Source organism: Asaia spathodeae NBRC 105894 (assembly GCF_025994195.1).
Classification (GTDB): Bacteria; Pseudomonadota; Alphaproteobacteria; order Acetobacterales; family Acetobacteraceae; genus Asaia; species Asaia siamensis.
Map to the genome: position 1 here is coordinate 48,689 of NZ_BAPY01000048.1, position 12,537 is coordinate 61,225.

The 12,537-nt window shown below is 57.5% G+C and carries 15 protein-coding genes; all 15 read right to left on the bottom strand.

Annotated elements, in window-relative coordinates; genetic code table 11:
* Positions 1-2 precede the first annotated feature (2 nt).
* The 15 genes from AA105894_RS12660 to AA105894_RS12725 all read right to left on the bottom strand — a co-directional run bounded on the left by AA105894_RS12660 (position 3) and on the right by AA105894_RS12725 (position 12,400).
* Positions 3-464: a hypothetical protein gene (locus tag AA105894_RS12660; RefSeq protein WP_267312062.1), complete on the bottom strand. Its 462-nt coding sequence runs from the start codon at positions 462-464 to the stop codon at positions 3-5.
* Positions 465-720: 256 nt separating this feature from the next.
* On the bottom strand, positions 721-1,131 hold the full coding sequence (locus tag AA105894_RS12665) for a hypothetical protein (protein WP_267312063.1): 411 nt from the start codon (positions 1,129-1,131) through the stop codon (positions 721-723).
* A gap of 13 nt (positions 1,132-1,144) precedes the next feature.
* Positions 1,145-1,393: an IcmT/TraK family protein gene (gene icmT, locus AA105894_RS12670; RefSeq protein WP_267312064.1), complete on the bottom strand. Its 249-nt coding sequence runs from the start codon at positions 1,391-1,393 to the stop codon at positions 1,145-1,147.
* 1 nt (position 1,394) lies between these two features.
* Positions 1,395-2,561 (bottom strand): type IV pilus twitching motility protein PilT, encoded by a 1,167-nt coding sequence (locus AA105894_RS12675; protein ID WP_267312065.1) that lies wholly within the window; start codon positions 2,559-2,561, stop codon positions 1,395-1,397.
* Positions 2,548-2,928 (bottom strand): hypothetical protein, encoded by a 381-nt coding sequence (locus tag AA105894_RS12680; protein WP_267312066.1) that lies wholly within the window; start codon positions 2,926-2,928, stop codon positions 2,548-2,550. The genes AA105894_RS12675 and AA105894_RS12680 overlap by 14 nt, the downstream gene beginning before the upstream one ends.
* Positions 2,925-4,061 (bottom strand): secretion/conjugation apparatus DotM-related subunit, encoded by a 1,137-nt coding sequence (locus tag AA105894_RS12685; RefSeq protein WP_267312067.1) that lies wholly within the window; start codon positions 4,059-4,061, stop codon positions 2,925-2,927. Before AA105894_RS12685 ends, AA105894_RS12680 begins: the two co-directional genes overlap by 4 nt.
* A complete protein-coding gene (locus AA105894_RS12690; protein WP_267312068.1) occupies positions 4,058-4,981 on the bottom strand; it encodes a type IV secretion system DotC family protein in 924 nt (307 codons plus the stop codon). The genes AA105894_RS12685 and AA105894_RS12690 overlap by 4 nt, the downstream gene beginning before the upstream one ends.
* Positions 4,974-5,408, bottom strand: coding sequence for a DotD/TraH family lipoprotein (locus tag AA105894_RS12695; protein WP_267312069.1), 435 nt, complete (start codon positions 5,406-5,408; stop codon positions 4,974-4,976). Before AA105894_RS12695 ends, AA105894_RS12690 begins: the two co-directional genes overlap by 8 nt.
* The gene (locus tag AA105894_RS12700; RefSeq protein ID WP_267312070.1) at positions 5,405-6,181 is read right to left on the bottom strand and encodes a papain-like cysteine peptidase; all 777 of its coding nucleotides are present in this window, start codon (positions 6,179-6,181) and stop codon (positions 5,405-5,407) included. The genes AA105894_RS12695 and AA105894_RS12700 overlap by 4 nt, the downstream gene beginning before the upstream one ends.
* 79 nt (positions 6,182-6,260) lie before the next feature.
* On the bottom strand, positions 6,261-7,001 hold the full coding sequence (locus AA105894_RS15925) for a transglycosylase SLT domain-containing protein (protein ID WP_306414315.1): 741 nt from the start codon (positions 6,999-7,001) through the stop codon (positions 6,261-6,263).
* Positions 6,998-8,515: a shufflon system plasmid conjugative transfer pilus tip adhesin PilV gene (pilV, locus tag AA105894_RS12710; RefSeq protein WP_267312071.1), complete on the bottom strand. Its 1,518-nt coding sequence runs from the start codon at positions 8,513-8,515 to the stop codon at positions 6,998-7,000. The genes AA105894_RS15925 and pilV overlap by 4 nt, the downstream gene beginning before the upstream one ends.
* 50 nt (positions 8,516-8,565) lie before the next feature.
* A complete protein-coding gene (gene pilM, locus AA105894_RS16010; RefSeq protein WP_373316778.1) occupies positions 8,566-9,039 on the bottom strand; it encodes a type IV pilus biogenesis protein PilM in 474 nt (157 codons plus the stop codon).
* A gap of 3 nt (positions 9,040-9,042) precedes the next feature.
* Positions 9,043-9,564: a type 4 pilus major pilin gene (locus AA105894_RS12715; RefSeq protein ID WP_267312072.1), complete on the bottom strand. Its 522-nt coding sequence runs from the start codon at positions 9,562-9,564 to the stop codon at positions 9,043-9,045.
* Between the two features lie 29 nt (positions 9,565-9,593).
* Entirely contained in the window at positions 9,594-10,544 is a 951-nt protein-coding gene (locus AA105894_RS12720) for a type II secretion system F family protein (protein WP_267312073.1), read from the bottom strand.
* A 170-nt stretch (positions 10,545-10,714) separates the two neighbouring features.
* Positions 10,715-12,400 (bottom strand): GspE/PulE family protein, encoded by a 1,686-nt coding sequence (locus AA105894_RS12725; protein ID WP_267312074.1) that lies wholly within the window; start codon positions 12,398-12,400, stop codon positions 10,715-10,717.
* Between the last annotated feature and the right edge of the window lie 137 nt (positions 12,401-12,537).

Genomic DNA, 12,537 nt, shown 5'->3' on the forward strand with positions numbered 1-12,537 from the left:
GTTCAATCCAGTCCGAAAGCAGCGTTAGGGGATGCGGGAAGCGGCTGCGTCGGCGCCTGCACTGATGGCAAAGGCGTGCCAGGCAAGGATGGGGTCGTATCCGGCGTCGGCAGGGTGTGCAGTTGCTCCTGTGCCACAATCATGGCGCGTTGATGAGACGAGCCTGAGTGCCGGGCATACATGAAGCCGAGGAAGCACGTTAGGCCGATCGTTGCGACCCAGACTACCTTGCGCTTGAGCAGGCGGCCGACAAGCTTTTCGAACGTGTATCCCTCATGCTCCTGAGAGATCTGGTTGAACCGGTTCCTGCCAGTGCTATGCTGCTCCCTGCTTAGCCACACATGGTGCGACTGTCCCGATCCCGAAACTGGCACGTCCGCTTCCCGGTCCGTGATGCACAGAACGTGTCGCTCCGGATCGATCGTCACGGTAACGGCGCTGCGCAGGGGGATTTCGATTTGCATGGACCGCGTATCCTTTGAGGTTCGTCCCAAAAGGATACGACGGTGCGATGTGAGTGCGGCGTCGGTCTTCCGAAACAGTCGCTCCACAGGACCTGAGTACGCTCATCGTGGTGTCATTGGTCAAATGTCGGAGGCAGTGACGGTTCCCCTAGCGAAGCTATTGTGTGTCAACCCTGATCACGAGTGCGATACAATGACAGAGACGATCCGAAAACTATAAGAATGACAACGCTGATCCGTCGGCGTTCATTGTCGTTCAGGTTGAATGTTTATGGTTTTCAAGCTTTTCCTGTGAGCCTGCGTGAAGCCCGATCCACGCATTGAAATGGGCAAGCGTGATCGTGGTCTGTCCAGCCATCTCGAGAATTTCCTCGATGACGGCGTCGATCGCGAGCAGAACGATCGAGGCCGAAGCGTGATAAATCCGTGTGATGCGGTACCCGGACCAGGATTTCGCATCCTGGATCAGAACGAGCCCGAAGAGGCCAACGCCAGTATCGCGCCGCCAGAGTTCCTCGGCCATGCGCAGCAGCACCGGAAGCAGACCGTCAGGCCTTGCCAGATCCTTTGGAGCAAAAGTGTGCTCCAATGTGCCATCACGCGAAATGGCTCTTTCCGGCGCTGATAAAAGCCGCGTGATGGGTCCGACAAGATCATCAACATCCATAGGAAACGCTCTTTCAGAAATAGGCCCGACGCTTATGCGCTGGAATATGCCGCCTGATGGGACCGGCGATCATAACTCTGAGCATCCGAAGTGCGACAGGCAGCGTCAGGCCGAAAAACGCTAATACCGAAAAGATAAAGACGCCGACGACAGCGATGCCGAAGGTTGTGTAGCTCCAATGGGGAAGGAAGACCGCCATGGGCGCAAGGGCCCGCGCATCGACCGGCCCGATGCGCACCGGATCCGCTGTATTGCGCCACACTCTAGCGCTCTCCCATTCTGGCGCGTTCGGCGGTCTGGCGTGAGATACGCTCTTCCTGTAGCGCCTTGTCGATCGCACGCGAGAAGCTCTGACCTTCCTTCTCGACGGCTTCGCGTACCATTGACGGCCAGCGATCGCGCGATGAATCGAGCAGGGCGCTGCGCAGTTTGCGGGTGACAGGCACGAATTCGCGTATCGGTGTGCGTCTGCCATCCGTCGAGGGCAGAAGCCGTTGATTGACGAGGAGTCTGAGGTTTTCGACGAACCCGATCGTCAGACTGTCGCGCTGCTCTGCGGGGCAGAGGTTGATCGCGCGTCTGATTGTGGCGGCACAGTCATTCGTATGCAGAGACGTCAGAACCCGATGACCGGAAATGGCCGCCTGAATACCGGCCTCCATGGAGGATGGGTCGCGGATCTCCTGCACGATGATATCGGTTGGCTCGCGTCTCATGCCGGCACGAATGAAATCAGCGAAGGTCTTCACGTCCCGACCGATTTCGACCTGGGTGATCGTGGCGTTGATTCTGGGCACACGATCGTAGAGGAGCTCGGTCGGCGCGGAGCCTTCAAAGATGTTCACATGCTGGTCCGGATCCTCAAGACGCCAGCAGGTGATCCCGCCCACAAGCGTGGTTTTCCCCGACCCTGTCGCCCCTGAAATGATCCCGAAGCCGTCGCCCGCATTGATCGCTTGCAGAATATCGGGCTCTACATTCTGTTGGGCGAGGCGCAGCGGGTTTTCGACGATCGGACGAATGACCATCGAGATCCCGTTATCCGGGCCAATTACCGAGCTCGAAGCGTTGACGCGAAAGCAGTAGCGCTTGCCGTCATTCCGGCGCTCCGGCCAGAAGCGATGCCCGAAGTCCAGAGGCTCGCCACTCCTGAGCGTCGTCAGGCCCGACTGGGATTGATACATATGGACCAGCGCTTGATGCGCATCCGATTCAAGTACCTTGTCTGAGGTCACGCGGATCACACGTCCGTGGACGTTCAGCGTGACATGCCGGTCCGTCTCGATATCGATCCTCGAGGCCCCTAAATCGTGGGACCAGGAGATGAGGCGGTCGAGGATCTCTGGATAAAGACTGCGTCCGTCTTCAGGCCAAAGATTGACGAGCTCGCCATCCTCCTGCGTCGTGTAAGGCATTTTATCCGATACCATGCTGCATGGTCCTTGAAAGATCGGGGAGCGCCACTTCCAGCACAGCGTTTTCGCCGCTGCGATGCCGAGTCAGAGCTGCAGGAGCGAGGCGGCCAGCGTGGTCGAAGGTGACGAGATCGAAATAGACACGCATGGCCAGTAAAGGCAGGGGCGGTGCGTCAGTGATATCGAACCCAAGGAAACGTCCTTCATCCTTGACTTGCCTAAGGGCCGCCGGGGTAAGCGCGCGCTCGCGATCAAGGACTGAGGCATCAAGATCGTAAGTGTCTGTCAGCCAGAGCATCAGGACTTTTGAGGCACTACGCGCTGCCAGGTAGGCCGACCGCAGCCCGAACCCATGGCATTCAAAAGGAAGCGGCGCGCTCATAGGAGGTTCAGCGCATCGACGCTATGTTCGATATGTTTGCGCGATAACGGCTTGCCCTCTTCACACTCGGCGCGCCAGTGTTCGAGCGCTCCTGAGGCCTCGAGGCAAGAGGCTGTCGAGATGATATGATGCGGCAGACCGTCTCTGGGATATGACACAGCCGAAAGCGCCAGCCACAGCTCCCGATCAACGAGCTGGATGCAGGCGAACAGGCCCGGATTGAACACGCCGGTCCTTACACGCGCATATTGCAAAAGGCTCAGCAACGCCGGAACGGTATAAGCGTGCCTGTTCGTGATCTCCAGGGCTTTGGTCCAGTCTCCCCGTTCGACATGCAGTCCGATCGACCGGCGAAAAGCCTGAGGAATAGCGACCGGGGCGGTGGGAGCCCCCTTGTGGAACTGTCCGGACAGAGATCTCGACAGATCGCCTAGCAATCCGATAGCGTCCTTCTTGCGGCGTTCGGCCTGCCACGCAAAGACGACGAAGAGGCATTGGATGAGGGGGGTAGCTGCGTGAGGTCCCGACCATGGTGCGCCAAGTTGCTTTCCCAAAGCCGCCTCAGCGGAACTGACGCGCTGCTGGACGGTGCCTGTACGACAATAACGGTCTACCCATTCTTCGGCCCGCAGGGCAGGATCGAGGGGGCGCAGTGCCTCGCCGGGGGGGGGCGGAGCCACCAGAACAGCGTCATTACCGATCCAGGCATGTCCGATCGGGTGGATACGGGCGAGGATTTTCTGTAGTCCATCAAGCCCGAACCGCGCGCGATATTGTTCTCGGGGGGCCCGAAGAACACACAGGACAGCCAGCCCCACAATCAGCAAGGCGAGCGGCCAGCGTAGTGCGCTGCCCGTGATATTGCAAAGCTGCCAGAGTTTAAGCGCCGTAACCCGTTCCGGCGACGCCGCCTCGAGGCTGAGACGCAATCCGTCGTAACGATGCGTGACAAGCGAGAAGGCGCGTAGGGTCAGATGCTGTTCAGCCAGCAGGGCACGGGCCATTTCTGTGTGAAACCGCCACCATAGGCCGGTCGCCAGAACGACCAGTAGAACCAGCCCGCCAAGCAGGACACCCATGATGCGTTCTGCGTCGTTGCCACGCAGTCCGCCGCCGTTCGGAATCGGTCTCAAGGTGTGTCTTCCTCTGTTTTCCAGTGTGCTCGATCGGCATCGAGCCCGGGCTGTTCACGGATACGGCGTGTTGTATCCCCGATGCGCATGAGATCATGGCCTCCTTCTGTGGAGGCATAGTGAGAGGTTAGTTCAGGCGGACGCACCTTGCCGGCCTGCAAGAGCAGGCGGTAGCGCGCCATGCCCACGAGGTCGCGCTGTAGTCGCGCGAGATCGTCGAGAAAAATCTCGACAGCCTGGCGCTCGCCCGCAGCGCGTCCTCGGGCGAGAGCGTCGTCCCATATTTCTACTTCGTGGCGTGTTCTAGGGCGCAGTGTTTCCGCTGGCTCGCTCGGTACATCAACGCTGCGTACAAGCCATGTGCGCCATTGGGGCGGGGCGGTAACCAGTGCGCCCTGACGGGTGATCTCATAGATCCGCCCGGTTTCACGCGCCGCCTGTCCTGAAGGGTCCACCGCAACGGCCATCTGCGCCTCGGTCACGACAGGAGGGCGCAGCAGCAGGCCCCCATTACCAATCGGAAGAACGACAGTGCGAAAATCGAACACGCGATCGAGCGTTGGCGCGTAGCGACGCAGCATCTCATTGAGCGCTTCGCTTCTCGCTGCAAGCCCGCCTCGAGCGCCATATGCCCAGCCCGCCTGCTTCAGTGCGTTATCGCGGGCGGTCGTGTCTTTCTGTCCTGGTTCGTAGCCAGGGCGCAGAGCCATCTGCTCCTCAAGGGATGGCGCGTGAACGACATCCGGAATTTCGGGAGCGATACGTGCCCCCTCTATCGGCGTATCCAGCGCACTGGCTGCACGGGGTTGGGTTGCACTTGGAACAGGTGGGACCTGATCGTCCGTCGGCCCGTTGGTCTGCGCCTGGGCACTCACGCAGCTGGCGAAACCCAGGACAACCAGGCACAGAGATTTACGCATGCCAGTCAACCCTGATGAGATGTTGTGGGACATCGATCATAATCGAGGCTCGATTTTCGAGCCCGGATGCCATTTCATCCAGTATCGTCGCTGCTGTGCCATGATCGACAGAGAATGTGACTGTCGGCGCGTCTGGTTTGTCCGCGATAACGGTCCTGTAGCCGATCCGCTCTGCGAGGATCTTTACGGCCTGATCAACAGGGCCACGCCACACCCAGGACATGGGGCGCTGTAGCTCGGCTGGCAGAACTGACCCGTCCCGCACCATCGGGAAACGCATGGCGCCTATCTTATCGAAACCACGCAAAACGTGTCCCATATCCTGCGCGATCGGCTCTGCGGGAGAGGGATGGGGCATAGTGCATCCAAGGAGATTGACAGCAAGAGCGCAGCCTGACAGGCGCGCGATTACACGTCGGCCATTCATGGGGAGGCCTTCAGATCAAGGGCATAGCCGCAGACCAGGCGCAGGATGACGAGTTCATCGACGATATCGGGGAAATAGCCCAACCCGCTTTCATCGGAGGCCGGTCGGAAATTATAGAGGCGCGAGCCCGCCCGCTCTTCGATGAGTTCGAGGCTCAGGCTCTGCCCTCCGCCCCGGGGCGGCTGCAGCTGGATGGCCAGAAGTTCGGCATGTGGTGTCATTTCCCGGATATGATTGACCAGTTCCTTGAAGTGCCAGCCGATCGGCGTATCGGGGCGGGCGATCATCAGGAAGAGTTTCGCGTCGCGGGAATGGACCAGGCGGCGCATGCGGCTTATGCAACGCTCGTAATACGCGCGGTCGCTTACATCGCGTAGATCGCGATGGGCAAAGACGCACTTGATGCCAAACTGACGATGATACAAGGGATGCCCATCGCATCCCGGCTCAGGCAGGAAGTCGCTAAAATCCGTTTTGAGGCAATGCAGCACCATACCAGGTGTGGCCCACCCCCAGTCGAAGGGCAGTGAATAACGTTTGAGTCCTGCGTTCTTGAGAAGGCTTGACGCAAGGCAATGCGTGCCCAGGGACGCAATATGCCGGATATTACGTCCTGCGATCGTTCGCGTGCCGTAATCTGGCATTTTTGTCGACCGCCTATGGCGATGCCGGATCATCTCCTGACGCAACCGCAGGAGCCAGGAGGGGGTGAGCGCATAGGTGTCAGGTTTGACGTGGGTGAGGTCCACCCGATCGGATGATGCGTCAGGCAATATAGGTTCTCACTCCGGATGCAGCATGCTTCTTCATGTCTGCATTGTGACTCATGACGATGTGAGTGCGTGCATTGCGTCAGTTTGCCGAAGCAATTTTTTCCATTGCGGCGGGCCTGGTGCGCGAGAGAAGTGTGACGTTTGCCCAGACACGGGCCTGATAGGCCTTATTGAAAACCGGTGTTCCCGAATTGTAGTTCCCGACGCGCCGCCAGAATTCGGCGGGATTATCCGGTGTCTGGCCACCAAGAGCTGTGGCAAGGATCCATGCGCCGATATGGATGTTGAGGCATCCATCATTGAGAACGCGTTCGCGCGCAATACCCATGACAGAAAGGCGGGGGAGCCAGCTCGAGTTTATCTGGGCCGGGCCCATATCATAGGACCCGTTTTTGTTATGCGTAATTGCCCCCACGTGTCCGCCTTCTGTCAGAAGGATGGCCCTGAAGAGCACCTCAGGTAGCCGGTACTTCTGCGATGCGTGTCGGATGCAATCGCCAAAATTCTCCATGACAGGCGAGGGTGGTGGGATGGGGTCTAAGGAGGTTGGTTTGCTGTGGTTTTGCACAGGTCTAGGCGCCGTCTTCCCTGCGTTCGCCCAGGCCAGAACCCATGCGCCTGCAGCAATATTGATGCAGACGTTCTCTCGTATAGCCTGAGCATCGAAACCGGCGCGCTCCAAGATCGGTAGCCAACCCGGGTCTATGCCCATGATTCCAATGCCTCCCGGGTGAGTGTGCGTGCTTACGGCCTCGATGATTGCAATCGGCACTTTGTAGGCCTGAGCCATCACTGCGGTGCAGGGCGGGAGGGCCGTCATTGAGGTTCGCACACGTGTAGGCCGGAATAACCATAGTCACCGTACCACAGGGTGATGGCAGGCGTATCGTTTGTCCCAGACTCACACCAGTATCCGCCCGTAGCGGGATTGGGATGTGCATAACCTCCAAATCCGTTGCTTGTAGGAGGGACGTAAGTGTTTATGGGTTTACTTGTAATGCTCTTCCATATGCCATTGACGCAGGCAAGAACATCACCGCTCCCGTCGTATTTACCCGCCAGGATGCCATTAGGGCCACAACCATAGCCGGGATTGGCGTCGGTGCGGTCGAATAATACGCCCTTATGTGTTTCGAGTTGTCCGAGGTCCATGTCTCCGGCGGCAAGCCCATAGCGGTTCTGGATGTAGACACGTCCATTTGCTGGCCTCAGCGCGATGTTCCAGGCGTCGCCCAATACGGCTGCATCTCCAATATACAGGTTCTCTCCCCCTGGAAGACTGACCCTATTAGCCCATACGTAGTTAACATAAGCATCTTGAGCTGCGATATTGGCAGGTGAACCGTCCTGATGCTGCATATACACAGTGCCAGGTGTTCTAAGAGCGATATTGTTGGGGTCTCCGTAAAGGGTAGCATTGGGACCAATTCTGACGTTATTGCCCGCGTTTACCTGTACGGACGCGGCGGATAGCTGGTTGCCGACATAGGCATTGCGATTAAACCACCCGTCACCACCCGAGTTCATGCCGGCGACTGGGTTTTGATTTGCCGGGCCAACAGCGACGGTACCCAAGGCCGTCACGTCATAGGTCGAAAGACCGCCAACCCAACCCGGGGGCTTGGTGTTCGGATCCACTCCCATAGTGCCGATCGGGCCTGAAAAGCGTCCGGTAGCCGCGTTATTGATATCATTACCCCCCATATTGAGCGGTGCATTCATCGTGTTGTATTCAGGGTGTCCCGCTATGTTTCCACGGTATAGATAGTCGTTGTTGTATTGCGCGTTGGACGCGCTGGTCCCCAAGCCGTAGAAGTGGCCGCTCCCAGGATTGGGGAGACCCGCCAGTGACATGCGCCATTTTCCCATATTTCCCACTGCCATCCCGCTATTTGCGTTAGGGAGGACATTGTCTGGTGGGACGAAACCTGATTGGCTTCCTGCCATCCCGGCAACGGCGGTGAGTGCGGGTAAAGCAAGTACAGTACCAGAGGTACTAAGCACGACCGCTTGGATTTGTCCGCTCTGAGGTTGGCGAAGATAAATACCCCACACCTGTCCAAAGGGGTTGCGCGAACTAAAGTTAGGAGGAAGTAGATTATTTGCGATCAAAGTGTCGATACCGAGCCAAGTGCCGCCTGCAGACACCCAAGTCACCAGTTGGCTGTTATTCGTCGCTACGTATTTATTCGTGGCGGTAAGCAGATCCTGAAATTCACTGGCTGCTGCTGCATAGATTTGGCGGTTCTGTCCAACTTGGACCACGCCAGACCAACCGCTCATAAGAACTGCCGAAACGAGAATTGCGCCAAATAGTGAAGCAAGTTGCCACATTGATCAGGAACCCCTTAGCATTTGTTTATTTTTGCGCTGCTCGGACGGTTTCATAAGCCGACACCTGTGAATGTTACGAATGACACGATGTCGCCTACTGGCACCTGTAGCGGCAGAGGTCCCATGTCACCTGATAGGGGGGTCGTCCACCGATAGCCTGTGGAGGTTCCGATTGACGCGTCGCCACTCGATGCCTGGAGTATGGCCGACAGTAATCCAGGCTGACTTGTCGTCCAGGTGACGATCTGGGTCCCGTTTCCTGTCCGAATTATCTGATTCCCAGGGTTAATTGTTGAAGTGGTCGACGGATCGAGATCGAGCGCGTAGGTAGGGATTGAGCCATTCGTGCCAGGATTACGCATGACATATACTTGCACTGCGTTTTTATAGGCGAGATAGGAGAGAGAAGGGCCCGTCGCATCCGTTGCGAGGGGCCAGGCTCCTTTCGTGATTACTTCGTGCCGCTTCATTTCTCCTGCTATGAGAGCAAGAGCAACAAACACGAGCAGTGCGAACGCAGCCATGGGTCAGTTGTAGTTCATGACGAAACTGAAGGAGACAGAGCTGAATGAGTTGACGCCCTGATTGCAGAGTGCTGCTACAGAAGCGGGGAAGTTGCTCACCGTTCTTGCTACCCAGTTTCCGTTAATCAATACGCCATTTACGGATTGAGACACGGCCAACTTGGCGCAGGAGGTGCTGGGGACGGCTTGCCATAGTACATAGAAGGTATTGCCGTCTCCCGAACCCGTAATGCTAATTGCAGATGACCACGCGCCCGTGATTGTCTGTCCGTCGCCGTTAGTCATATTGGAAGGCACAGAGCCGAGCTTGATTGCGAGCGAATTTGAGAGCCCTGTAAAATTGGCGACCCCCGCTCCTCCCGCGCCACCAAGTACCTGCTTGATGCTGTCGGCAATTGTTTTGGTTTGGGCCGCCGCTACTTCGGTTCCCGACGCCGTATAACCCAAGTTGCTAAGCGCTCCCGATTGTCCCAGCATAATCGCGCCGATGACCAGCGCGGCGAAAAGTGCACCAAGTGCCCACATGGAAGCTTATCCTTTGAAGTGAATTATTGTCAGATGTTGCTTGGAAGGAATGTATTCAGGGCCATGCCAATAAATAGGGCGAGGCCGTACATCACCAGGAGACCGATGCCTCTGAACGTTTGGGACCAGAACACTGCGGATTTCTCCATTTCCTCGGCAAAAAGCCGCGCCTTCACCAGCAGCGCATCATAGGCGTCTGAAGCTCCTATCCAGGCGTTGCCGATGTCGTCGATCATGTCTGGCGAGGGAAAGTGGTACCCGGCCTCTTCCAGAGCCACAGGTAAGAGACGAGCGTGCTCGCTCATCAACTCCGCTATCGCTTCAAGACGTTCCCTTAGCCAGGGCGAGGCCCGCTCGGCCTGCTCTTCGAGGACCTTCGTTTCCGGCCGTCCTGACCTGACCAGAATGATGTATGTCGAAAGCCATACATATCCTTGAATAGCCCGGTATGTTGACCACGGGGGAAATCGTTCGAGGCGAACCCGCAGTGGACCTCTCAGCAGGGTAAGGCTCGCGATCATCAGAACGGAGCAAAAAAGCGCGCCCCCTACGGCAACCATCGGCCCCCGCCCAGAGGTCCAGTCCGCTGCGGCAATGAGGATAGACTTCATTGTACTCGGCGGCTGGCCGGTAGCCTGTGCAAAGGTCTGAAGCGGGACAATCGCCTTTTGCGCCACAATATAGAGCGTCACAAAAATCATCAGAGCGTAGCTGACAAAGGTCGCATACATGCTGATCACTGCGTTGACGATTCTGCGCGTGCGCGCGCGCATATCGAGCAATAGTTCAAGGGCCGTATCGAGGCAGCCACCGATCTCGCCAGCATGGAGGATCGCATATTCGTCATTTGGTATGACCGGGCGCAAGGCTGCAGCTAGTTTGCGACCGTCAAACGCCATTTCGTAATGAGCGCGCTCGACCACTCTCGCAGTGGCATAGCGATAGGTGCGCCTCAGACGCTTGATATACATCTCGAACATGCGCTCAGGCGTTGTGGCTTGCCTCTCACGCAGGCGAGGCACCATCAACTCATAGAGCCCTGCGCGACGCTTCCATCGAAAATCATATAATGCGGCGAACCGACGAAGCGGGGTGAGGCCCGACATCCCCTGATCCCTACGACGGTCCTTGTAAATGAGCTCGAATGACATCAGGCAGGCTCCTCATTGAGAAACTCTTCAGCCTTTCGAGCATCTAACTCCCGCTCACGCCGACCAATCCGACGATCTCGTTCGACCTTGTCCCGGAATGGAATACGTTCGACCTCTGAGATGATTGCCTGGGGATCGACCTTGCCGTCTAGCGCCATTGCAATTGCGCGCTCGACCATTGGCTTATCTGCATCAGGACGAGAGCGGTAGCGGCGCCGCGCAGGCGTCACGCCTCGCGTGATGAAATCGTTCATCAGCTCTTCGTCGGTTTCAACGACCTCCGCGACAGCAGTTACTGAGGCGACGCCGGTATAACTGCACTCGGCGCACCCCTCTTGGTTGATCTGACAAATAGACGTTGAGTCACCCCATGTCAGGAGCGCCTCGCAAGCCAGCTTAGGCAAGCGGGGATCAGACGGGTCCCAACGCTTTTTGCAGTGATCACACAGCAATGGGAGGAGGCGCTGTGCAACCACGCCGCGGATGATAGTACTGACGCATGTCGTCCGGAATGGGAGCTTCTCAGAGTTCATGTTCTGGAACCGCAGTGGGAAGTCGAACGGATCTTCGATGTGCAACGTACTCATGACACTATGGCCCGTCTGTGATGCGTCGAAGCTCGTAAGTGCGACCTCGGCGTCGCGGATTTCACCAATGACGAGCCGGTCGGGGTCCATTCGTAGCGAGTAGCGCAGGTTCTCCTTGAACTGGAGACCTGCTTCCTCACCGGTAAGGGCATTGGATATCTCCAGTTGCACCGCCCACGGCATCGGGTACTCGACCGGCTGCTCGATCGTCACGGTGCGCTTGTTGGGCGACGTCCGTGCTTGCCACTTGGCAAGTTCGAAGATCGAGGTTGTCTTGCCTGATCCTGTTGGCCCTGTGAGCAGCAACAGACCTGATGGCGAGGATGCAATATAAAGAAGTTTATCGATCTGGGCATCGTCGAAGCCGTAACTCTTCAACATAAGATCGCCTGCAGGCGTACGCGGTTTGCGCAGCTCCACGTCGCGGCTCGCGGAACTGTTGCTGCCTGCCCGCTCCTTATATTGTAGCCGCAGTTCCATATGTCCGCCGCCTGCTATTGCGGGGTATGACGGTCCACGGACAATACGGACGTTCTCAAGACCGGTGCCCTCGAGCTCGCTGCCCGAGATACCGCCATCCTGCGTCTCTCCTTCCCTGATGGTAGGGTCTTGGGTCGAGCCAAGCCGGTAGAGTGCCACAAGTAAGGCATCACCCTCTGCGATGCTCATGTCTTTCAGAACGAGAACGTTCTTCTTTATGCGCACACGAACTTCTGCGTAATCCTTCAGTCTGTGAATGTGGATATCACTCGCGCCAAGCTGAGCCGCCTGACGGATCAGCGCAAACGCCTGGCTGCGGGCATTGTTATCCGTATTGGTAGTCTTCGCCGATGTCGGATGTGCGACATGAGCGCGTTGGCGTTCTTGCGCGCGCCGGTTCTGCAGATCCGCGTAATGTTCGTGCTGTATATCCCATGCGGTTCCCGTCGCACGGTCATGCTGCTCGAGGAAAAGAGCAAGATCGGGATCGTCGCGCTTCGCAATATCAACGTAAACGATCTGCTTGTAGGCATCGAGGAATACATGGGTTTGCAAATCAGGTGCCAGGGTCAGGGCGTTCCCCCCCTTCCTGAACCTAGAGAAAAAACCTTGCATCATGGCGCGTGATGCTCCGAGCCGAAGCTACGTTTCTTGCGCAGCTTCGCATGTCTCCCGCTGAACAAAGGCCAAGAGGCCGTGCGCGGAAAATCCACCAGCAGTTCCACAAGCGCAGCGATTTCACCCAAGTTCATAGA

Coding starts and splice junctions, on each gene's coding strand:
- AA105894_RS12715 (WP_267312072.1), bottom strand. CDS start 9,564: ATGTGGGCACTTGGTGCACTTTTCGCCGCGCTGGTCATCGGCGCGATT.
- AA105894_RS12725 (WP_267312074.1), bottom strand. CDS start 12,400: ATGATGCAAGGTTTTTTCTCTAGGTTCAGGAAGGGGGGGAACGCCCTG.
- AA105894_RS12675 (WP_267312065.1), bottom strand. CDS start 2,561: ATGGTATCGGATAAAATGCCTTACACGACGCAGGAGGATGGCGAGCTC.
- AA105894_RS12665 (WP_267312063.1), bottom strand. CDS start 1,131: ATGGATGTTGATGATCTTGTCGGACCCATCACGCGGCTTTTATCAGCG.
- AA105894_RS12690 (WP_267312068.1), bottom strand. CDS start 4,981: ATGCGTAAATCTCTGTGCCTGGTTGTCCTGGGTTTCGCCAGCTGCGTG.
- pilM (WP_373316778.1), bottom strand. CDS start 9,039: ATGGCTGCGTTCGCACTGCTCGTGTTTGTTGCTCTTGCTCTCATAGCA.
- AA105894_RS12695 (WP_267312069.1), bottom strand. CDS start 5,408: ATGAATGGCCGACGTGTAATCGCGCGCCTGTCAGGCTGCGCTCTTGCT.
- AA105894_RS12660 (WP_267312062.1), bottom strand. CDS start 464: ATGCAAATCGAAATCCCCCTGCGCAGCGCCGTTACCGTGACGATCGAT.
- AA105894_RS12720 (WP_267312073.1), bottom strand. CDS start 10,544: ATGTTCGAGATGTATATCAAGCGTCTGAGGCGCACCTATCGCTATGCC.
- AA105894_RS15925 (WP_306414315.1), bottom strand. CDS start 7,001: ATGACGGCCCTCCCGCCCTGCACCGCAGTGATGGCTCAGGCCTACAAA.
- AA105894_RS12680 (WP_267312066.1), bottom strand. CDS start 2,928: ATGAGCGCGCCGCTTCCTTTTGAATGCCATGGGTTCGGGCTGCGGTCG.
- pilV (WP_267312071.1), bottom strand. CDS start 8,515: ATGTGGCAACTTGCTTCACTATTTGGCGCAATTCTCGTTTCGGCAGTT.